The 20,051-nt window shown below is 67.1% G+C and carries 18 protein-coding genes and 1 tRNA gene; 10 read left to right on the top strand and 9 right to left on the bottom strand.

The genetic code is table 11. From position 1 onward, the window contains the following. The first annotated feature begins 9 nt into the window (after positions 1-9). Positions 10-2,562, top strand: coding sequence for an aminopeptidase N (gene pepN, locus QE394_RS18225; RefSeq protein ID WP_056079773.1), 2,553 nt, complete (start codon positions 10-12; stop codon positions 2,560-2,562). 18 nt (positions 2,563-2,580) lie between these two features. After that, positions 2,581-3,054, top strand: a complete 474-nt coding sequence (locus tag QE394_RS18220) for an OsmC family protein (protein ID WP_261619098.1) — start codon at positions 2,581-2,583, stop codon at positions 3,052-3,054. Here QE394_RS18220 and QE394_RS18215 read toward each other — a convergent pair. Beyond that, a complete protein-coding gene (locus QE394_RS18215) occupies positions 3,051-4,067 on the bottom strand; it encodes an NAD-dependent epimerase/dehydratase family protein (RefSeq protein ID WP_349035194.1) in 1,017 nt (338 codons plus the stop codon). The two genes, QE394_RS18220 and QE394_RS18215, sit on opposite strands and share 4 nt — an antisense overlap. 66 nt (positions 4,068-4,133) lie before the next feature. Between QE394_RS18215 and QE394_RS18210 the strand changes: the two genes are divergently transcribed. Both QE394_RS18210 and QE394_RS18205 read left to right on the top strand, forming a co-directional pair. Next, entirely contained in the window at positions 4,134-4,820 is a 687-nt protein-coding gene (locus QE394_RS18210; protein WP_056079782.1) for a mechanosensitive ion channel domain-containing protein, read from the top strand. 2 nt (positions 4,821-4,822) lie between these two features. Next, entirely contained in the window at positions 4,823-5,272 is a 450-nt protein-coding gene (locus tag QE394_RS18205; RefSeq protein WP_056079785.1) for a globin, read from the top strand. Between the two features lie 4 nt (positions 5,273-5,276). On the opposite strand, the gene QE394_RS18200 is transcribed toward QE394_RS18205, so the two are convergent. Continuing rightward, complete coding sequence (locus QE394_RS18200; RefSeq protein ID WP_056079790.1) at positions 5,277-5,936, bottom strand: hypothetical protein; 660 nt, start codon at positions 5,934-5,936, stop codon at positions 5,277-5,279. A gap of 63 nt (positions 5,937-5,999) precedes the next feature. On the opposite strand from QE394_RS18200, the gene QE394_RS18195 reads away from it, so the two are divergent. Continuing rightward, positions 6,000-6,980: an acyl-CoA thioesterase II gene (locus tag QE394_RS18195; protein ID WP_056079793.1), complete on the top strand. Its 981-nt coding sequence runs from the start codon at positions 6,000-6,002 to the stop codon at positions 6,978-6,980. Between the two features lie 129 nt (positions 6,981-7,109). Here the strand turns inward: QE394_RS18195 and ettA are convergent, their stop codons facing one another. The 3 genes from ettA to QE394_RS18180 all read right to left on the bottom strand — a co-directional run bounded on the left by ettA (position 7,110) and on the right by QE394_RS18180 (position 10,141). After that, positions 7,110-8,792 carry an energy-dependent translational throttle protein EttA gene (gene ettA / locus QE394_RS18190; RefSeq protein WP_056079796.1) on the bottom strand — a complete coding sequence of 561 codons (1,683 nt, stop codon included), beginning with the start codon at positions 8,790-8,792 and terminating at the stop codon, positions 7,110-7,112. A gap of 61 nt (positions 8,793-8,853) precedes the next feature. Beyond that, complete coding sequence (locus QE394_RS18185; RefSeq protein ID WP_349035193.1) at positions 8,854-9,273, bottom strand: hypothetical protein; 420 nt, start codon at positions 9,271-9,273, stop codon at positions 8,854-8,856. Positions 9,274-9,586: 313 nt separating this feature from the next. Then, positions 9,587-10,141 (bottom strand): single-stranded DNA-binding protein, encoded by a 555-nt coding sequence (locus QE394_RS18180; protein WP_349035192.1) that lies wholly within the window; start codon positions 10,139-10,141, stop codon positions 9,587-9,589. Positions 10,142-10,348: 207 nt separating this feature from the next. Here QE394_RS18180 and QE394_RS18175 point away from each other — a divergent pair. Continuing rightward, a tRNA-Arg gene (locus QE394_RS18175) sits at positions 10,349-10,421 on the top strand. A 145-nt stretch (positions 10,422-10,566) separates the two neighbouring features. On the opposite strand, the gene QE394_RS18170 is transcribed toward QE394_RS18175, so the two are convergent. Beyond that, positions 10,567-11,742, bottom strand: coding sequence for an ROK family transcriptional regulator (locus QE394_RS18170; protein WP_349035433.1), 1,176 nt, complete (start codon positions 11,740-11,742; stop codon positions 10,567-10,569). 196 nt (positions 11,743-11,938) lie between these two features. Between QE394_RS18170 and xylA the strand changes: the two genes are divergently transcribed. After that, on the top strand, positions 11,939-13,126 hold the full coding sequence (gene xylA, locus QE394_RS18165; RefSeq protein WP_349035191.1) for a xylose isomerase: 1,188 nt from the start codon (positions 11,939-11,941) through the stop codon (positions 13,124-13,126). A 78-nt stretch (positions 13,127-13,204) separates the two neighbouring features. Further along, positions 13,205-14,626 (top strand): FGGY family carbohydrate kinase, encoded by a 1,422-nt coding sequence (locus QE394_RS18160; RefSeq protein ID WP_349035190.1) that lies wholly within the window; start codon positions 13,205-13,207, stop codon positions 14,624-14,626. A gap of 134 nt (positions 14,627-14,760) precedes the next feature. Here QE394_RS18160 and QE394_RS18155 read toward each other — a convergent pair whose 3' ends face one another. From QE394_RS18155 to QE394_RS18145, 3 genes are read right to left on the bottom strand one after another with little or no spacing between them, the layout of a single operon-like run. Further along, positions 14,761-15,600 carry a sugar phosphate isomerase/epimerase family protein gene (locus QE394_RS18155; RefSeq protein ID WP_349035189.1) on the bottom strand — a complete coding sequence of 280 codons (840 nt, stop codon included), beginning with the start codon at positions 15,598-15,600 and terminating at the stop codon, positions 14,761-14,763. Continuing rightward, a complete protein-coding gene (locus QE394_RS18150; RefSeq protein ID WP_349035188.1) occupies positions 15,597-16,811 on the bottom strand; it encodes a dihydrodipicolinate synthase family protein in 1,215 nt (404 codons plus the stop codon). Before QE394_RS18150 ends, QE394_RS18155 begins: the two co-directional genes overlap by 4 nt. Further along, positions 16,811-17,980: a Gfo/Idh/MocA family oxidoreductase gene (locus QE394_RS18145; RefSeq protein WP_056079820.1), complete on the bottom strand. Its 1,170-nt coding sequence runs from the start codon at positions 17,978-17,980 to the stop codon at positions 16,811-16,813. Before QE394_RS18145 ends, QE394_RS18150 begins: the two co-directional genes overlap by 1 nt. A 169-nt stretch (positions 17,981-18,149) precedes the next feature. Between QE394_RS18145 and QE394_RS18140 the strand changes: the two genes are divergently transcribed. Then, positions 18,150-19,238, top strand: coding sequence for a LacI family DNA-binding transcriptional regulator (locus QE394_RS18140; protein WP_056079823.1), 1,089 nt, complete (start codon positions 18,150-18,152; stop codon positions 19,236-19,238). After that, on the top strand, positions 19,238-20,014 hold the full coding sequence (locus QE394_RS18135) for an alpha/beta hydrolase (RefSeq protein ID WP_056079825.1): 777 nt from the start codon (positions 19,238-19,240) through the stop codon (positions 20,012-20,014). Before QE394_RS18140 ends, QE394_RS18135 begins: the two co-directional genes overlap by 1 nt. The last annotated feature ends 37 nt before the right edge of the window (positions 20,015-20,051 follow it).

The following is a 20,051-nucleotide window of genomic DNA, read 5'->3' as shown; positions in this document are numbered from 1 at the left end:
TTGCCAGGCATGAACCTGACGCGCGACGAAGCCCGCGCCCGTGCAGAACTGATAACCGTCGAGTCCTACGAGGTCAGCCTGGACCTGACCCGCGGCAGTGAGGTGTTCGGCAGCACCACGACGGTGAAATTCGGAGCCGCTGCCGGCGCTGAGACGTTCATCGACGCCGTAACGCACACGGTGCACAGCGTGACCCTGAACGGCAAGAGCCTGGACCCCGCCGCCGTGGCCGACGGCGTGCGGATCCAGCTGCCCGGCCTGCAGGACCACAATGAGCTGACGGTGGTGGCGGATGCGCCGTACATGAACACCGGCGAGGGCCTGCACCGTTTCGTTGACCCCGTGGACAACGAGGTCTACCTGTACACACAGTTCGAAGTGCCCGATTCCCGCCGGATGTTTGCCGTCTTCGAGCAGCCGGACCTCAAGGCGACGTTCGCCTTCACCGTCACCGCGCCCTCGCACTGGGACGTCATCTCAAACTCCCCCACACCCACACCGGCCGAAACCTCCGCGTCCGGCGACGGCGGAGCCCGCTCGGTGTGGACCTTCGCACCGACGCCCCGGCTTTCCTCTTACGTCACAGCCCTGATTGCGGGCCCGTACCAGTCGGTCCGCAGCGAGGTCACAAGCTCCGACGGGCGGGTCATCCCGCTGGGCGTTTTTGCCCGCAAGTCGCTGATGCAGTACCTGGATGCGGATAACATCTTCGAACTCACACGCCAGGGCTTCGGCTTCTTCGAAGCACAGTTCGGCTGCCCCTACCCGTTCGAAAAGTACGACCAGCTGTTCGTCCCGGAGTTCAACGCCGGCGCCATGGAGAACGCCGGGGCCGTGACCATCCTGGAGGGCTACGTCTTCCGGAGCAAGGTAACGGGGGCGCAGATCGAACGCCGCGCCATCACTGTGCTCCACGAACTCGCGCACATGTGGTTCGGCGACCTGGTGACCATGCGGTGGTGGAACGATTTGTGGCTGAACGAATCCTTCGCCGAGTACATGTCCCACCTGGCGGCCGTGGAGGCCACGTCCTTCACCAGTGCCTGGACCACGTTCGCCTCGGTGGAGAAGTCCTGGGCCTACCGCCAGGACCAGCTGCCCACCACCCACCCGATCTTCGCTGAGATCAACGACCTGCAGGACGTTGAGGTGAACTTCGACGGCATCACCTACGCCAAAGGCGCTTCGGTCCTGCGGCAGCTGGTGGCCTGGGTGGGTCCGGAGCAGTTTATGGCCGGCGTCCGGGAATACTTTGCCAAGCACTCCTGGGCCAACACCGAGCTGCGCGACCTGCTGGTGGAGCTCGAAAAAGCAAGTGGCCGCGACCTGGACGACTGGGGCCGGCAGTGGCTGGAGACCGCGGGCGTGAACACCCTGGTTCCAGAGCTTGACGTGGATTCCGACGGGACGCTGAGGTCCTTTGCCATCCTGCAGTCCGCCGTGCCCGAGTGGCCCACTATCCGTCCGCACCGGCTGGCCGTGGGGTTCTACAACCTGAATGCCGCCGGCAGGCTTGAACGCGTGCACCGTGAGGAACTGGACGTCGACGGCGAACGCACCGACGTCCCTGCCCTGGCCGGACTCCGGCAGCCGGACCTCATCCTGGTCAACGACGACGACCTCGCCTACGCCAAGGTCCGCCTCGACCCGAAGTCCCTGGCGACCGCGACGGCACACCTGAAGGACTTCCAGGAAAGCCTGCCGCGCACGCTGGTCTGGAATTCGGCGTGGGACGCGGCACGCGACGGCGAAACTCCGGCGCGCGCCTACGTGGAGCTGGTCCTGGCCAACGTCGCCGCCGAAACAGATTCCTCGGTCATCCTGGTGCAGCTGCGCCAGCTGGCCACCACGCTGAACTTCTACGTGGCCGAGGAACACCGCGAAGCCACCACCGCTGCGGCCGCGGACCGGCTCTGGGAGCTGGCGCAGGAAGTTGCCGGCGGTTCCGACGCGCAACTCCAGTTCGTTAAGTCCTTTGCCCTGCTGGCCGGCAGCACTACCCAGCTGGACCGGGTGGCCGGGCTCCTGGACGGGTCAGTCGCTTTGGATGGACTGACCGTGGACCAGGACCTGCGCTGGGAGCTGGTGGCTTCCCTGGTGGCCGGCGGCAGGCTGGGGCAGGACGGGATCGACGCCGAGCTGGAGCGGGACAAGACCGCCAGCGGGCAGAACGCCGCGGCCCTGGCCACGGCGGCCATCCCCACCCCCGAGGCCAAAGCCGCAGCCTGGGAGTCGATTGTGGTCAAAGGCGATCTCTCCAATGCGTTGCAGGGTTCGGCCGTGGCCGGGTTCATGCGGGTGCTGGACCGGTCGCTGCTGGAACCCTACGCCGAGATGTATTTCGCCGCTGTCCCGGGCATCGTGGCCACCCGCACGCACGCACTTGCCCAGCAGGTCGTCGTCGGGCTCTACCCGGCGCTGCTGACCACCCAGGCCACGGTGGACCGCACGGACGGATTCCTGGCGTCACTCCCCCAGGAGAGCGCCGCGCTGCGCCGGATGATGCTGGAAAACCGCGACGGCGTGGCCCGGGCACTGCGCGCCCGCGCCGCGGACGCCTGACAGGAAGGGAACGCAGCCATGGGCCTGCACGAACACAAGTACGCCTTGACAGTCCAATGGACGGGTAACCGCGGTGAGGGGACCTCGTCCTACCGCGGTTACTCGCGGGACCACGACGTCGCCATTCCGGGCCTTCCGGTCCTGAAAGGCTCGGCAGACCCCACCTTCCACGGTGACCGTGGGCGGTACAACCCGGAGCAGCTGCTGCTGGCTGCCCTGGCGCAGTGCCACATGCTGTCCTACCTCCACGTCGCGGTGAAGCATGGCGTGGTGGTCACGGACTACCGGGACGACGCAACCGGAGAGATGGTGCTGAACCGCGACGGAAGCGGCCAGTTCCAGAGCGTGACCCTGCATCCGCGGGTCACCGTGGCGGACCCGGGGCAGGTGGAACTGGCGGCGTCACTGCATCATGAGGCGAACCAGGTCTGCTTCATTGCCCGGAGCGTCAATTTCCCGGTAGGCCACGAACCCGTCACCGTGGCGGCTTAGGCGACGTTGCCGGCGCTGGACTGCCCTCCCGCCCGGAGCCGGCGGACCAGCCCGGCTTCGGTGTCCGGTGCCAGCCCGGCGTTGCGTGGCCGGCGCAGGCCCCGGACACGCTCATCCCGCAGGACGTCCGCGATGGTCTCCTCCCATGGGCGCAGCACCAGCCCCGCGTCCCTGGCTGCCTGGTTGCTGCGGGCCATGAATCCGTCGTGGCCGGGTGGAAGCCACAACGGCAGCGAATCCGGCCCCGACCAGTACGCGATGCCCTGGCCGGCGAGCCACTCCGGCGGGGCATCCAGGATGTGGCCGGTGTGGCCTGCAGCCTCCCGTGACGCGGCCACGTATTGGGCGAAAGGCACCTGGTCCCCCAAGGCGTTCAGGGCTCCCGTGGTCCCCTGGCCGGCGGCTTTGAGGATCCATGCCGCGAGGTCCCGGACGTCGATGACCTGCGTGGGGGCAGCGCCGATGCCGGGGACCACCACAGGCGTGTTGTCCCGGGCGAAGCGGGCCGGCCAGTAGCCGTAGCGGTCGGAGCCGTCGCCAGGACCGGCGATAAGGCCCGCACGGACAATATGGGCCCTGCCGCCAGCCAGCTCCGCGGTGGCCGCTTCAATGGCTGATTTGGATTCGCCGTAGGTCTCCGGCGTCGACGCCTCTCCGTCAGCAAGCGGCGGCAGCAGTGCCGCGTCCTCTGCGGCGCCGGGCACCGAATGGTCCGCATAGACCGAGCAGCTGGACACCAGCGTCCAGTGTCCGGTGCGGGCCCCGAGGCTTTCCAGCGCATCGCGAGCCAGGGCCGGGTCGCGTGCCACCTCAATCACGGCATCCCATTCCCCCGCCGCGTCGTCGTAGGCGTTCGCGCCCAGTGAACGGTCGGCCTGCAGCCACACCGCGCCCTCGGGCGGCCGCCCGGACGTGCCCCTGGCCAGGCACGTTACGCGCTGGCCTGCGGCTATGGCCTGGCGGGCGATTTCTGCTGACAGGAAGGCGGTTCCGCCCAGGACGAGGATGCGCATTGCTCCACGCTACGGCGCTAGGGTTGAAGGTGAACAGAGCCAAGTTTCAAGGAGCACTTCCCCCATATGGTCAGCATGTTGTCAGTCCTTCCGTCCGCCGCCACCGATCCGGACGGCATCAGCATTACCGGGATTGTGATCAGTCTCGGCGTGGGCGTCGCCGTCTGGCTGGTGGCGACCTTCGTCATTTCGCGGATCACCACCCGCGTGGCGGCCGGGAGCAACTTCTTTAAGAAACGCACCTTCAAATGGGTGGCTCCGGCACTGCGGGCACTTGACCACGAACGGCGCGTACAGCGCGCGGAAACCATCGGTTCGCTGCTGAACAGCGTGGTGGGCGTACTGGTGGTGGTCATCACCGGCATGTACGTGCTGCAGAACCTGGACATCAACATTGCGCCGCTGCTGACCAGCGTGGGCATCCTGGGTGTGGCCATCGGCTTCGGCGCGCAGCAGCTGATCCGCGACTTCCTGGCCGGGATCTTCATCACCATTGAAGACCAGTTCGGCATCGGTGACGTGATCGAAACCAGTGAGGTAGTGGGAGTGGTGGAGTCCATGGGCCTGCGCATCACCCGGGTCCGGTCCGACGACGGCGCCATCTGGTACCTGCGCAACGGTGAGATCCTGCGGGTGGGCAACCGCTCGCAGGGCCGATACGTCCCGCTGCATGAAGGGCCCACCGGCACCACTGACCAGGGCTCCAACCACGGCGTCGAGAACACGAAGACCGAGCAGAAAGCCGGAGAGTAGCCATGAGCCTCCCCATTGAGCCGCAGCGGCCCCAGCTGATGCAGAACGATCCCTTCAGCCAGCCGGCCTACACCGACAGCTTCTACGACGCCGTGGGCGGCCACGACACCTTCGTCAAACTGATCGATGTGTTTTACGACGGCGTGGCAACCGACCCGCTGCTGCGCCCCATGTACCCGGAGGAAGACCTCGGGCCGGCCAAGCGGCGCTTCCTCATGTTCCTGGAGCAGTACTGGGGCGGCCCCACCACGTACGGCGAGGAACGCGGCCATCCCCGGCTCCGGATGCGGCACATGCCGTTCAGGGTGACGCCCGAGGCCAAAGACCGCTGGCTGTTCCACATGCGCGCGGCAGTGGACGCACTGGAGCTGCCGGCACTCTACGAGGGCACGCTCTGGGAGTACATGGAGCGCGCGGCGCTGTCCATGATCAACAGTCCGTCGGGCGCGTGACCGGCTAGAGGAGTCCGCTGCCGGTCCGCGCCAGGACATGGCCGCGGCTGCCGGAGAGGCGGAACCAGCGGCCGGCCCGGTAGAGCTTCTGGTCGCCGTCGGCGAGGAAGCCAAGGGCCAGTGCTGCAAATGCGGCACCGGCCGGCAGCCCGGTGGCGTCCAGTTCCCGGCCCCACACCGCGGCGCGGGCGTTGTTCACCATCAGCGCCCCGGGATTGTTGGGCACGGCGCCGGCCACCTCGCCAATACCGGCCTCCGCGGCGGACTTAAGCTCGGCGTCCGGAACCGAACCCAGCAGCTCCCAGCCGCCCCGCGGGGCGCCCACGCCCGTCCACGACTCGGTGACGGTGGTGGGCGGAACGGGCAGTTCGACGTCGTCCGCCCCTGCCCGGGCCAGCCGGTCCAGGACCGCCGCCAGCGGCACCGTGACATCGGTTTCCGATGGCGCGGCAAGCTCCATGGTGCGCAGGCCAAGGATGGTGGGGGTGGCTTCGCCGAGGATCCGCGGCCGCAGCACGCAGACGTAGGCTGCCAGCACGGAGCCTGCAGCCTGCAGCCTGATGGCGCCGTCGTCAATCGCTTTGGCACGGGTTGCAAAGGTCTTCAGGTCGGCAAGATCCCGCGGGTCGGCGAAGCGGAAGGACGAAGTAAGAAGATCAGACACACCAAGAACATTACCGGCTGCGCCTTGTTTGAGCGGTGCCGGGGGTCCGTCTAGAGTCAAACCATGACTGAAGCCGAAGCCGGAATCCTGGCTCTTCCCGGCGGCGACCCCACGTCGTCGCTCATCAACCTCCTGGACCTGGGCGAGCTGGAAGGCGCGCGGACGGACGAGGATATTTTCCTTGGTCCGTCCCAGCAGCAGCCGCACCACCGGGTGTTCGGCGGCCAGGTGCTGGCACAGTCGCTCGTTGCGGCCACGAGGACGGTGGAGGAGGACCGCGCTGTCCACTCCATGCACGGGTACTTCCTGCGGCCCGGTGACGCCAACAAGCCCATCACCTTCGGTGTCCAGCGGCTCCGTGACGGCCGGTCGTTCTCCGCCCGGCGGGTCCACGCCTACCAGGAAGGCACGCCCATCCTGTCGATGATCGCGTCCTTCCAGACTGAGGATGAAGGCATCGAGCACGAGTCTGCGATGCCGGCCGGGATTCCCGACCCCGAGTCCCTCCCCACCACGGCAGACCTGCTGGGGAAGTTCGACCACCCGGTGGCACGGCACTGGGCCTATGAGCGGCCGTTCGACATCCGCCACGTCAATCCCCCGTTGTATGTTTCGGCGACTGGCGAGAAAGAGGCCGCGAACGCCGTCTGGATGAAGACCTTCGGCCCTATGCCGGACAACCCGAACCTTCACCGCGCTGCGCTTGCCTACGCCAGTGATTACACGCTCCTGGAGTCCATCCTTCGGCGCCACGGCCTCAGCTGGATCACGCCGGGCATGAACGTGGCCAGCCTGGACCACGCCATGTGGTGGCACCGTCCGGCGCGCGTGGACGAGTGGCTGCTGTACGTGCAGGAGTCACCGAGTGCTCAGTCGGCCCGGGGCCTGGCAACGGGAAAGATCTTCAACCGGGCCGGACAGCACGTTGCCTCCGTGGCCCAGGAGGGCATGGTCCGCGTGCCCTCTGACCTGAAAAGCAAGGTGGCAGGGGCCGTCCAGTCCAAGGTGCTGGAGCACCAACTCCGCAAGGCCGGCCGGGCGTAGGGCTCCGGCTGCCGCGTCCCTGCCGGCCCGCTGGCGGCGCGTCACCACATGGCAAAGGCCGGCGCAGGTGGACCATAGTCCACCCGCGCCGGCCTTTTCGTGCCCGGAGCCGCGGCCCCGGCGCATGACTTAGTCGCGGGTCAGGCGGCGGTGGGTCACGCGGTGGGGCTTGGCGGCGTCGGGGCCGAGGCGCTCCACCTTGTTCTCCTCGTAGGACTCGAAGTTACCCTCGAACCAGTACCACTTCGACGGGTTCTCCTCGTCGCCTTCGTAGGCCAGGATGTGGGTGGCCACCCGGTCCAGGAACCAGCGGTCGTGCGAAACCACCACGGCGCAGCCGGGGAATTCGAGCAGCGCGTTCTCCAGGCTGCTGAGGGTTTCGACGTCGAGGTCGTTGGTGGGTTCGTCAAGGAGCAGGAGGTTGCCGCCCTGCTTCAGGGTCAGCGCCAGGTTCAGGCGGTTGCGCTCACCGCCGGAGAGCACGCCGGCCTTCTTCTGCTGGTCCGGACCCTTGAAGCCGAATGCTGCCACGTAGGCGCGGGACGGCATTTCGACGTTACCAACCTGGATGAAGTCGAGCCCGTCGGAAACGACCTCCCACAGCGTCTTGTTGGGGTCGATGCCGCCACGGCTCTGGTCAGCGTAGGAGATCTTGACTGACTCGCCGATCTTCAGGTCACCGCCGTCGAGCGGTTCCAGGCCCACGATGGTCTTGAACAGGGTGGTCTTGCCCACGCCGTTGGGGCCGATGACGCCAACGATGCCGTTGCGCGGCAGGGTGAAGGACAATCCGTCGATGAGCGTGCGGTCCTCGAAGCCCTTCTGAAGGTTCTTGGCTTCGAGGACGACGCCACCCAGGCGCGGTCCCGGCGGGATCTGGATCTCTTCGAAGTCCAGCTTGCGGGTCCGGTCGGCTTCGGCAGCCATCTCCTCGTAGCGGGCCAGACGGGCTTTTGACTTGGTCTGGCGGCCCTTGGCGTTGGAGCGGACCCACTCGAGTTCCTCGGTGAGGCGCTTGGCCTGCTTGGCGTCCTTCTTGCCCTGGACTTCCAGGCGGGCACGCTTCTTTTCGAGGTACGTGGAGTAGTTGCCCTCGTACGGGTACAGGTGGCCGCGGTCAACCTCGGCGATCCACTCGGCCACGTGGTCCAGGAAGTACCGGTCGTGGGTGACGGCGAGCACTGCGCCGGGGTAGCTGGAGAGGTGCTGTTCGAGCCACAGCACGCTTTCGGCGTCGAGGTGGTTGGTGGGCTCGTCGAGCAGCAGCAGGTCCGGCTTCTGCAGCAGGAGCTTGCACAGTGCCACGCGGCGGCGTTCACCACCGGAGAGGTTGGTGACGTCGGCATCGGCCGGCGGGCAGCGGAGGGCATCCATGGCCTGTTCCAGCTGGGAGTCGAGGTCCCAGGCGTCTGCGGCGTCAATGGCTTCCTGGAGCTTGCCCATCTCGTCGAGGAGGGTGTCGTAGTCAGCGTCGGGGCTGGCCATTTCCTCGGAGATTTCATTGAAGCGCTGGATCTTGCCGTAGATCTCGCCCACGCCTTCCTGGACGTTGCCCAGGACGGTCTTTTCCTCATTCAGGGGCGGTTCCTGGAGCAGGATGCCCACGGTGTAGCCGGGGCTCAGCCGGGCCTCACCGTTCGATGGGGTGTCCAGCCCGGCCATGATCTTCAGGATGGTGGACTTACCGGCACCGTTCGGACCCACGACGCCGATCTTGGCGCCCGGGAAAAAAGACATGCTTACGTCATCAAGGATGAGTTTTTCGCCAACGGCTTTGCGGGCCTTGGTCATTGTGTAGATAAATTCCGCCATGGTTCCAAATCTAGTGGGTTGGCGGGCATATCTCACATTTGCGTTGAATGGGCCACTGGCCTCATGACCCCACGAAGCATTTGCCGCTCGCGAGAACGGGGAGGACCGTCACGGTGACGGACCCTTCGCGGACCTGGCCGATCACGCAATCCTTTCCCTGCAGCACGGCGGCTTCGATGGCATCTGCTTCAAGCCCTGTGGGTGTCCGGCTTTGCGATACCTGAAGCGCTGCGGGGGCGATACCGGCCGCTGTGAGCACCTCTGTGACCTGGGCAGTTGCGGGTTTGGGCGCGCCTGCCGCCAACCCGGTGAGGGTCTGGGTAACCCTGCGTTTCATCACGTCGGTGGCGGCTTCGTCCGCGTCGGATGTGGCGGCCAGGGCCTGTCCGCTGGGCGTGGCCGCCGCTTCAGGAGAGGCGGAAGGCGTGGTGCTGCCTGACTGCTGCTCCGGGGCCGGCTGGCTCTGCGCCTGCTGGTCCATGGCCGGATTGTCCACGCCCGGCCCGGCAGGCGAAGGGCCACTGACGCACCCGGATAACAGCAGCACCAAAGCTGCTCCCGTTGTGGCGGTGAGACGGGAGGTTACAGAGTGCCGCATGGTGTCATTCTGCCATGTGCCGGGCTGCCGCCCGGTCGCGGCAGCATCCGGCAGTCCGCAGACTGGCATGGGCCGCCGTAACCGGTTGCGGGCTCCGCTTGAGCGCCGGCGGGGTGTGGCGGGCGGACGGAATACGGCCGGGGGGTGCCGCGTTCCGTCCGCCCGGGAATGGCAGGACGGTGAACGCTGATGAGCCCTAGACTTCGGCGAGTTCCCCCGTTTCGAGATCCAGGGAAGCGAGTTCGCCGTTGCTGTCCTCGATGACAACGGCTGGTTGGGCGTCGTCATCGGGGTGGTCGAAGTCGTGGTCTTCTGCCTCGTCCTGGGTCAGGCCCATGGCCGACTGGGGGTCGTCGGGTACGGCGGGTGGCTCCACCAGGGACAGCGAGGGCTTGGATGACGTGCGGGTGAAGTTTGCCGAGCCGAGCGAAAGGTCATGGCCCACAGCATCGGCGTAGATGACTGTCGAATGGTAGACGCGCCCGTCCTTTTCCCAGGTGCTGAGCCGCAGTTTCCCTACCACGATGACCGGCTGGCCCTTCCTGATGCTGCATCCGATGGTCCCCGCGAGTTGGCGGTACCCGTGGACGGTAAACCAGTTGGTGTGTTCATCCACCCATGCCTTGGCGGACTCGTCGAAGCGGCGTGAGGTAACCCCTACGCGGAATGATGCCTTCGCGGTGCCGCGGCCAGTGGTGGAACTCGTTACATCCGTGGCCACGAAGCCCCGGATGGTCATTAGGTCTTTCATCTTTCACGTCCTGTCTCAATGGTGGTGCCCTTGCAGGCAGTACCAGCATTGCGCCGCCGGGCAGCCGGCAGGAGAGGCAGGTTGGGCTATGTGCATAAGGCACCGGCCCAGGCGGATGTGGAGGGAGAGTCATCTGCAGATGACGGCACCGGCACCCCGGGCAGGGTAAACTTTTTGAGGCACTGGCCGAGAGGCCGGAGACCGGATGCCTCAGTAGCTCAGGGGATAGAGCAGCGGCCTTCTAATCCGCCGGTCGGGGGTTCGATTCCCTCCTGGGGCACCGAAAGGAGGTCCTGGCCTTGCGGATGCAGGCCAGGACCTCTATTGCTTAAGCGGCCGCAGGAATCCGGCCGGTTCTTGCGTCCATGTGAGAGCCGGGCCTGACGTTCAAGCAGGATCGTTGAAGCCCCCTGACCGCCCCGCGGCTAGCCCTGCAGCAAGTGCGGCGCGTCCACCAGCGAGCGCAGGACGCTTCCGGCCGCGCCCAGGAGCGCGCCCTCCTCACCCACGGCCGAGGTGACAACATGTTCGGCGGCCAGCTTCCCTGGCGCATAGGTGGAAAGGCTGCCCAGCAGCGGAGCACGCAGCCACTGGTCAAGGACGGCAAAGTGGCCGCCAAGCACCACGGAACCGATGTCCACCACCCGCGCAGTTGATGCGATGGCAATGCCCAGGTACTTGCCGGCACGTTCGACGGCGGATGTCGCCCGGGTGTCCCCCGCCGCGAGCGCGGCAAGGAGGCTGCGCATGGCTGAGGAGCGGCTTTCGCCGGTGGTTTCCACGCACGCGGCCGCGAATATCGCATCCTGGCCGGCAATTGTTTCAAGGCAGCCCGTCCCTCCGCACGAGCAGCGCTTTCCTCCCGGGTCCACCACCACGTGTCCCACTTCGCCGGCGTGGCCGGCGGGTCCGGTGAAGAGTTCGCCGCCCAGGACCAGGCCGCCACCAACGCCCACCTCCCCGGAAACGAACAGGAAGTCGCCTTCATTGGCGGGCCTGTGCCGGAGTTCAGCCAAGGCCGCAGCGTTGGCCTCGTTGAAGAGGGCGACGGCCAGTGGCGCTTCCGGAAGCAAGGCACCAAGGTCAAGGTCGACGTCGGTCCACCCCAGGTTCGGGGCGGTCAGGATTCCCGTCCCTCCGGGTCCCACCAGCCCGGGCACGGCGAGGCCGCCGCCGAGGATTTCCACCCCCCGCTCCCCCGCGTAACTTCGCGCTTTGGCCGCCAGGACTGCGAGTGCCTCCAGGACCGGTTCCGGCTGGCTTCCCCGGTTATCCCGTTCCCGAACCTCCAGGAAGACGACCGCCCCGGACAGGTCCATCACGCCGGCAGCTATGTAGTCGACGTTGACCTCCATACCCATGACGGCCCGCATGGTGTTCAGGTCCAGGCCCACCCCGGGACGGCCGCGCTCCCCCCGTGCGCTGAGTCCAACTTCGCGCACCAGGCCTGCATCCACGAGGTCCATCACCATGCTTGAAACGGACGCCTTGGTCAGGCCGGTGGCGGCAGCAACCTGGGCCCTGGTGGGAAACGCTCCCCGGGGCGAACCCGCGATGGCACCGAGGACCAGGGAGAGGTTGCTCCTGCGCACGTCCCCCATGCTGCCGGGAGCCGCTGGCCCCTGGGGCGTCGACGCCGGAACAGGCAACCTCATGGCACTCCTCGCTGCGGATCCCGCCAAGAAAACCGGTGGCCCGCACCGCCGGACCCTTGACCACAGCCTACGTCCAGACATAAAGTTCAGGCAATAAACTAAAGATCCGCACGTCGCGGACCATCGATCGCAAGGACGCATCATGACTCTCTCCCCCACCCCTGCCGATATGTTCACCTTTGGCCTTTGGACGGTGGGCTGGACCGGCGCCGACCCCTTCGGTGTGGCCACCCGTGCAGCCCTTGACCCGGTGGAAGCCGTCCACAAGCTGGCGGACCTCGGCGCATACGGCATCACCTTCCACGACAACGACCTGGTCCCGTTCGACGCCACGGCCTCCGAGCGCGAACTGATCCTGAAGAACTTCAAGGCCGCCCTGGCCGACACCGGCCTCAAGACCCCCATGGTCACCACCAACCTGTTCAGCCACCCGGTCTTCAAGGACGGCGGCTTCACCTCCAACGACCGCTCCGTCCGCCGCTTCGCCCTGAGCAAGGTCCTCCAGAACATCGACCTCGCCGCCGAGCTCGGCGCCGAAACGTTCGTGATGTGGGGCGGCCGCGAAGGCAGCGAATACGACGGTTCCAAGGACCTGTCCGCCGCACTGGACCGCATGAAGGAAGGCGTGGACACCGCCGCCGCATACATCAAGGACAAGGGCTACGGCCTGCGGATCGCCCTCGAGCCCAAGCCGAACGAACCCCGCGGTGACATCTTCCTGCCCACCGTCGGCCACGGGCTGGCTTTCATCGCCCAGCTCGAACACGGCGACATCGTGGGCCTCAACCCCGAAACCGGCCACGAGCAGATGGCAGGCCTGAACTTCACCCACGGAATCGCCCAGGCCCTCTGGGCAGGCAAGCTCTTCCACATCGACCTCAACGGCCAGCGCGGCATCAAGTACGACCAGGACCTCGTCTTCGGCCACGGCGACCTCACCAGCGCCTTCTTCACCGTTGACCTCCTCGAGAACGGCTTCCCCAACGGCGGCCCCACGTACGACGGCCCGCGCCACTTCGACTACAAGCCCTCCCGCACCGACGGCTACGACGGCGTCTGGGAATCCGCGAAGTCCAACATGTCCATGTACCTCCTGCTCAAGGAACGCGCGCTCGCCTTCCGCGCAGACCCTGAGGTCCAGGAAGCACTGAAGACCTCCGGCGTGTTCGAACTCGGGGAACCCACTCTCGCTGCCGGTGAGACCACTGCGGATCTGCTGGCCGACGCCAGCGCGTTCGAAACGTTCGACGCCGATGCCGCCGCCGAACGCTCCTTCGCCTTCGTGCGGCTCAACCAGCTGGCCGTCGAGCACCTGCTCAACGCACGCTAGGCGCAGGCAACCAACCACCAGCACCACGGTGCCGCCGGAGCCACGATCCGGCGGCACCGTCGCATGAGAAGGAACCACATGGCCCTCGTTGCCGGAATCGACAGCTCCACCCAGTCCTGCAAAGTGGTGATCCGCGACGCGGACACCGGCGCGCTGGTGCGGCAGGGACGCGCCAGCCACCCCGACGGAACCGAAGTCCACCCCGAGCACTGGTGGAACGCACTCCAGGCCGCCATCACGCAGGCAGGCGGGCTCGCTGATGTCAGCGCCGTGTCCGTGGGCGGCCAGCAGCACGGCATGGTCTGCCTCGACGGCACCGGAGACGTCATCCGGCCGGCCCTGCTGTGGAACGACACCAGGAGTGCTCCCGCCGCCCTGGACCTGATCCGGGAAGCCGGCGACGGCGACTCCGCCGCGGGTGCCCGCTACTGGTCCCGCGCCACGGGAACAGTCCCTGTTGCCTCGCTCACGATCACCAAGCTGCGCTGGCTCGCCGGAAACGAACCCGACAACGCGTCCCGCGTCGCTGCCGTCTGCCTCCCCCACGACTGGCTCTCCTGGCGGCTGGCTGGATTCGGCCCCGGCAGCGGCGAGGCGGGCCTGGCGGCACTCCGGACCGACCGGTCCGACGCCTCGGGAACCGGCTATTACTCCGCGGCTGCGGACGAGTACCTTCCTGACGCCCTCGAAAAGTCCCTTGGCCACGTCCCCCGGCTTCCCGCCGTCGTCGGCCCGCTGGACATCGCCGGGAAAACCCCGGAAGGGTCGCTCATCGGTCCGGGCGCCGGGGACAACGCCGCCGCCGCCCTGGGCGTGGGCGCGGGCGTGGGCGATGTTGTCCTCTCGCTGGGCACGTCCGGAACCGTGTTTGCGGTGTCAGCAACCCCTGCGGCCGATGAGTCGGGGCTTGTCGCGGGATTCGCGGACGCCACGGGCAATTTCCTGCCGCTTGCCTGCACGCTCAACGCGACACGGGTGTTCGATGCGACGGCCGCGCTGCTGGATGTCAGCCTGAAAGAATTCAACGAGCTCGCGCTGGCGGCCCCGGCAGGAGCCGGCGGCTTGACGCTCATTCCATACTTCGACGGCGAACGGACACCCAACCTTCCGGACGCGGCCGGATCGCTGCACGGCATCACTAGAACGAATTACACGCCCGATAACCTGGCGCGCGCCGCCGTCGAAGGCGTGGTCTGTTCCCTCGCCGACGGCCTGGCAGCCCTTCAGGCGCAGGGCGTGGAGGCCCGGCGCGTCATCCTGGTGGGTGGCGGTGTGCAGTCGCCGGCCGTGCAGCTGGCAGCCAGCCAGCTGCTTGGCCTTCCCGCCTTTGTGCCGACACCCGGCGAGTACGTGGCCGACGGCGCGGCCCGCCAGGCCGCCGCTGTGCTGGCCGGGTCGATCCCGGAGTGGACCCTCACCGGTGTGGATCTTCCGGCTGAACCGTCCGACGGCGGCATCCTGGCCAGGTACCGCCGGTACGCCGCCGCGTACCTCGCCTGAGCCTGGTGGCGGGCCGTGCCTGTGCATGGACCGCAACGCAAAAGGACCTGCACCGCCGGAGCGGTGCAGGTCCTTTTCTGGTGGGGCGCAGGCTCCTGCCGTGACGTTGGCAGGAGCCCGCGGTCTGCATCAGGTCAGGCGTACGGGAGTACCAGCTCCGCGTAGCGCTCCTTGACCGTGGAAAGCACGGTGTTGCCGTCCGTGTCCCAGATCTCCTGATTGAAGATTTCGACCTCGATGTCGCCGGTGTACCCGGCGTCCCTGACCCAGGTGCCGATCGTGGCGAAGTCAATGACGCCGTCGCCCATGTAACCGCGGGAGAGCAGCGGATCCGCAGCGATGGGCATGTTGAAATCGCACACCTGATAGGACGCAATGCGGTTTTCCCTGCCGGCACGTTCGATCTGCGCCTTCAGTTCCGGATCCCACCAGACGTGGAAGGTGTCGACGGCGACGCCAACATCCTTCGTGTCGAAGGGCGCCGCCAGGTCCAGCGCCTGGCCAAGGGTGGAGATGAGTGCGCGGTCCGCGGCGTACATCGGGTGCAACGGTTCCAGCACCAGCCGGACCCCGTTTTCCGCGGCGAACGGAACAAGGTCCGCCAACCGGTCCGCCACACGCTGCCGTGCCGCCACGACGTCTTTCTCCCCGGGCGCCAGGCCGCCGACCACCAGGAACAGTTCCCTGGTGTCCAATGCCACGGCCTCGAGGATTGCAGCGCGGTTGTCAGCGAGCGCGGCCGCCTGCCCCTCGGCGTCGGCTGCGGTCAGGAATCCGCCCCGGCAGAGCGAGGAGACCCGCAGTCCCGCGTCCTTGATCAGGCGGGCAGCCTTGTCCAGGCCGGCTTCCTCCACGCGGTCGCGCCATGGGCCAATGGAGGGAATGCCGGCGTTGACGCATCCCTCGACCACCTGTGCCAGCGTCCATTTCTTGGTGGTGGCGCTGTTGATGGCCAACCTTGAGAAGTCGCTCACACGCCCACCCCGTTGATCCGCAGGTAATCGGACATCCGGAAGGCGGCGAGGGCGGGATCCTTCAGCAGGCCCGCCCGGTCGGCGAGTTCGAAGGTCTTGGCCAGGTGGCAGACGGAGCGGCCGGAGTGCAGGCCGCCCACCATCTGGAAGCCCGGCTGCTTGCCGTTGAGCCAGGACATGAACGCAATGCCGGTCTTGTAGTAGAACGTGGGGGCGCTGAAGATGTGCTTGCCCAGTTCGCGGGTGGAGTCCAGGATCTCGCGGGCCTTGGCGGCGTTGCCGGCGTCATAGTTCTGCAGGGCTCCCGAGGCGGCCGGGTAGATGGCTGCGAAGATGCCGAGCAGTGCGTCCGAGTGGTGCGTGCCGTCTCCGTCGATGAGCTCGGGGTAGTTGAAGTCATCGCCGGTGTAGAGGCGAACGCCCGCGGGCAGGGCTGCGCGCAGGGCCACCTCGTGGCTTGCATCGAGCAGCGAGACCTTGACGCCGTCAACCTTGTCCGCGTTGTCCTTGATGAGGCCCAGGAAGGTCTCGGTGGCAGCAGCGACGTCCTCGGAGCCCCAGTAGCCGGCAAGTGCGGGATCGAACATGGTGCCGAGCCAGTGCAGGATGACCGGCTGGTCAACTTCCTGCAGCAGCGTGGAGTACACGTTCAGGTAGTCCTCCGGACCCGTGGCTACCTTGGCCAGGGCACGGGAGGCCATCAGGATGACCTTCGGCCCGGCCTCGCTGATGACGGCAATCTGTTCGCGGTAGGCCTCGAGGACAGCCTTGAGGCCGGCTTCGCCCACGGGAAGGGAATCGATGTCCAGCTGGTCGGTGCCGGCGCCGCAGGAGACGAGGTCACGGACGGACTTGCCAGCGGTGGCCGCGTTGTTCGCTGCAACCACGGACGCCGCCTCAACGCCGGTGCGCTTGATGAGCTGCTGGGTGGCTGCCCAGTCAAGGCCCATGCCCCGCTGTGCGGTGTCCATCGCATCGGCGACGCCCAGGCCGTAGGACCACAGTTCGTGGCGGTAGGCCATCGTGGCGTCCCAGTCCAGGCGTGCCGGGGCACCGGGGGTGTTGTCGGCAAGGACCTCCGGAATGACGTGGGCTGCGGCGTAAGCCCGCCGCGCCGTCAGGGGGGCGGAGGGCCGGGCCCAGGTGGTGCCGCCCTGCAGGCGGTATTCCCTGGTGCCGCCGTCGTGGGAGGGAAGGATGAGGGACGTCATTAGAGCGTGATCTCCGGGATGTCGATGGTGCGGCGTTCGTCGTTGGACTGCAGTCCGAGCTCTGCAAGCTGGACACCCCGGGCGGCGGAGAGCAGGCCGAAGCGGTGTTCGCGGCCCGCGACGACGTCACGGAGGAATTCTTCCCACTGCAGCTTGAAGCCGTTGTCGAGTTCGGCGTTGGCGGGAACTTCCTGCCACTGGTCGCGGAAGGATTCGGTGACGGGCAGGTCCGGGTTCCACACGGGCTTGGGGGTGTGTGCGCGCTGCTGGGCAACGCACTTGTTGAGGCCTGCGACGGCGGACCCATGGGTGCCGTCGATCTGGAATTCCACCAGCTCGTCACGGTAGACGCGAACGGCCCAGGACGAGTTGATCTGGCCCACGACTGCGTCTCCCGCGGGGGTCTCAAGCTCGAAGATGCCGTAGGAGGCGTCGTCGGCCGTTGCCTTGTATTCCTTGCCGGCCTCGTCCCAGCGGGCGGGGATGTGCGTGGCGGTCTTGGCGCTGACGCTCTTGACCTTGCCGATGATGCCCTCAAGGACATAGTTCCAGTGGCAGAACATGTCCGTGGTCATTCCGCCGCCGTCTTCCTTGCGGTAGTTCCAGGACGGGCGCTGGGCTGCCTGTACGTCGCCTTCGAACACCCAGTAGCCGAACTCGCCGCGGATGGAGAGGATGCGGCCAAAGAAGCCTTCATCCACCAGGCGGCGGAGCTTGACCAGGCCCGGGAGGTACAGCTTGTCGTGGACGACGCCCGCGGTGACGCCGGCGTCCTTGCCGATGCGGGCCAGTTCTATGGCTTCTTCCAGGGTTTCCGCGGTGGGCTTTTCGGTGAAGATGTGCTTGCCGGCCAGCATGGCCTTCTTCAGGGTGGTCGCACGCAGGCTGGTCATTGAGGCGTCGAAGATGACGTCAACAGTGGGATCGTTGATGACCGATTCCAGATCGGTGGTCCATTCGGCGACCTTGTGCTTCTCCGCCAGTTCGCGGATCTTCGCCTCGTTGCGCCCCACCAGGATGGGCTCAACCTGCACGCGGGTGCCGTCTTCCAGCGTGAAGCCGCCGGCGTCACGGATCGGCAGGATGGAACGCAGCAGGTGCTGGCGGTATCCCATGCGGCCGGTGATGCCATTCATGGCGATGCGGATCGTCTTTGTTTCGAAGCCCATGTGTCCTCCACGGTGAGTGAGCAAGTTTTACTCAAGCCTGATTGGGAAAGCGCATTCCCACTTGTTCCATCATGCACCGCTCCCGCCGGATTTGGCAAGCGCTTTCCGCAAGAACTTTCAACTGCCATAATGTGGTGACCGTTATCTTCCCCGACGTCCAGGAGCTGCTGTGGCTGCTAGTACCCTCACCGAGGTGGCCCGGCTTGCCGGGGTGTCTCCCGCCACCGCCTCCCGCGTCCTCAACGGCTCAGCGCGCAAGCCCGGCAAGGACATCGCCGAGCGGGTCCGCCAGGCGGCAGATTCACTGGGCTACATTCCCAACGCACAGGCACAGGGACTGGCGAAGTCGAGTTCCGGCCTGATAGGCCTGATCGTCCACGACATCGCGGACCCCTACTTCGCGGCAATTGCCAGGGGCGTCCAGGAGGCTGCCCGCGAACAGCGCCGGATGGTGCTGCTGGCCACAACAGGCGGAGCTCCCGGGGAAGAAAAGGAAGCAGTTGCCGCCTTCGCTGCGCGGCGCGCAGACTCGATCGTGATCGCCGGCTCGCGCTCGTCCCGGGCTGAAGACGGGGACGACAACGCGGAACTGGCCGCGGAACTGGACCGCTACTGCCGCAACGGAGGGCAGGTTGCTGTGGTGGGACACCCCGTAGTGGGCGCCGCCGCCCCGGAGGGCTACCACGTGGTGTCTGTCCCCAACCAGGAACTTGCCGCAGACTTGGCCGTGGAACTGGCCGCGGGCTGGGAAGGCGACTTCGTCATCATCGGCGGCCCGGAAGGGCTCTTCACCTCCGATGACCGGATCCGCGGCTTCCAGGAAGGGCTCAGCCGGGCAGGCCGCGGCCCCGCCGAGGTACTGCGGAACTCCTTCAACCGGTCCGGAGGATACGACGCCGGCCTCAAGCTGGCGGCACGGATCAAGGCCGGGGGAACCGGCGAAGGCGGCCGGCCGGCTGGCAACGGGCTGGGTATTTTCGCTGTCAATGACGTCATGGCCATCGGTGCGGCCGCCGCTTTACGGGCAGAAGGCCTCCGCATCCCGCGCGACGCACGGATCGCGGGCTTCGACGACATCGAGACCCTGCGCGATTTCAGGCCTGCACTCTCCACGGTCAGCCTGCCGCTGGAGGAGATTGGCCGGCTCGCCACCAGGGCCACTGCACCACCCACGGCCGACGGCGACGAACAGGATTCCGCACCGCTTCCGGTGACCGGCAGGGTCATGCTGCGCCGCAGCACGGAGGCCACGGACTGATGGCGCCGAACGGCCTGACCTCAGTTCCCGCCCGTTGCCCTGATGGCGGGTTGCGGCCCGCCGTCCTGGTCCTGCCCGGCGGCGGCTATGCGCGGCAGGCGGACCATGAGGCCGAACCCGTGGCCGAATGGCTCGCCTCGCTGGGTATTCACGCATTTGTCCTGCGCTACCGGGTAGCTCCCCACCGGCACCCCGCTCCCCTGGTGGATGCCAAGGAAGCCATGCTGTACATCCGCAGCGGCGCCCATGGCCTGGCGGTGGATCCGGAACGGATCGGGGTGCTGGGATTCTCGGCGGGCGGCCACCTCGCTGCAACACTGTCGACGGCGGTTTCCACGGGAGTCCCGGCCCTCGATGTCCCCGGCTCCGTGCCTGACTTGGCAGTGCTGTGCTACCCCGTGGTGTCGTTGGCCCGGGACGTGCACCAGGGGTCGGTAGACAACCTCGTGGGCCACGCACCGTCCCCGGACCTGCTCTCGACTCTTTCCGCGGACCGTCAGGTGACCTCCCAGACCCCGCCGGCTTTCCTGTGGCACACGGCCGACGACGAGGCGGTGCCCGTCAGCCACAGTCTGGGATACGCGCAGGCGCTTTTCGACGCCGGCGTACCCGCAGAACTCCATGTCTTTCCGCATGGCCGGCACGGCATCGGCCTGGCAGCCGGAGCACCGGGCGCCGAGGAGTGGCCGGCACTGTGCGCGGCGTGGCTGGAGCGAGCCGGTTGGACGAACGCCGGCCAGTCAGCCGCCCCCGAAGCTGCAACAGCGGCGCCCTGAGCGTTACCGGGGCTGTGGAGGTCATGGCTGCGGTGGC

The sequence above is a fragment of the Pseudarthrobacter sp. SORGH_AS 212 genome, from assembly GCF_030818145.1.
In the GTDB taxonomy this organism is placed as follows: domain Bacteria; phylum Actinomycetota; class Actinomycetes; order Actinomycetales; family Micrococcaceae; genus Arthrobacter.
This window is presented reverse-complemented; position numbering and strand designations above follow the sequence as displayed.

Excerpts from the sequence above, each read along its gene's own strand:
- QE394_RS18150 (WP_349035188.1), bottom strand. The coding sequence starts at position 16,811 with ATGACGTCCCTCATCCTTCCCTCCCACGACGGCGGCACCAGGGAATAC.
- QE394_RS18195 (WP_056079793.1), top strand. The coding sequence starts at position 6,000 with ATGACTGAAGCCGAAGCCGGAATCCTGGCTCTTCCCGGCGGCGACCCC.
- QE394_RS18220 (WP_261619098.1), top strand. The coding sequence starts at position 2,581 with ATGGGCCTGCACGAACACAAGTACGCCTTGACAGTCCAATGGACGGGT.
- QE394_RS18185 (WP_349035193.1), bottom strand. The coding sequence starts at position 9,273 with ATGGACCAGCAGGCGCAGAGCCAGCCGGCCCCGGAGCAGCAGTCAGGC.
- QE394_RS18210 (WP_056079782.1), top strand. The coding sequence starts at position 4,134 with ATGGTCAGCATGTTGTCAGTCCTTCCGTCCGCCGCCACCGATCCGGAC.
- QE394_RS18135 (WP_056079825.1), top strand. The coding sequence starts at position 19,238 with ATGGCGCCGAACGGCCTGACCTCAGTTCCCGCCCGTTGCCCTGATGGC.
- pepN (WP_056079773.1), top strand. The coding sequence starts at position 10 with ATGAACCTGACGCGCGACGAAGCCCGCGCCCGTGCAGAACTGATAACC.
- QE394_RS18205 (WP_056079785.1), top strand. The coding sequence starts at position 4,823 with ATGAGCCTCCCCATTGAGCCGCAGCGGCCCCAGCTGATGCAGAACGAT.
- QE394_RS18160 (WP_349035190.1), top strand. The coding sequence starts at position 13,205 with ATGGCCCTCGTTGCCGGAATCGACAGCTCCACCCAGTCCTGCAAAGTG.
- QE394_RS18180 (WP_349035192.1), bottom strand. The coding sequence starts at position 10,141 with ATGAAAGACCTAATGACCATCCGGGGCTTCGTGGCCACGGATGTAACG.
- QE394_RS18215 (WP_349035194.1), bottom strand. The coding sequence starts at position 4,067 with ATGCGCATCCTCGTCCTGGGCGGAACCGCCTTCCTGTCAGCAGAAATC.
- xylA (WP_349035191.1), top strand. The coding sequence starts at position 11,939 with ATGACTCTCTCCCCCACCCCTGCCGATATGTTCACCTTTGGCCTTTGG.
- ettA (WP_056079796.1), bottom strand. The coding sequence starts at position 8,792 with ATGGCGGAATTTATCTACACAATGACCAAGGCCCGCAAAGCCGTTGGC.
- QE394_RS18145 (WP_056079820.1), bottom strand. The coding sequence starts at position 17,980 with ATGGGCTTCGAAACAAAGACGATCCGCATCGCCATGAATGGCATCACC.
- QE394_RS18170 (WP_349035433.1), bottom strand. The coding sequence starts at position 11,742 with ATGGGGGACGTGCGCAGGAGCAACCTCTCCCTGGTCCTCGGTGCCATC.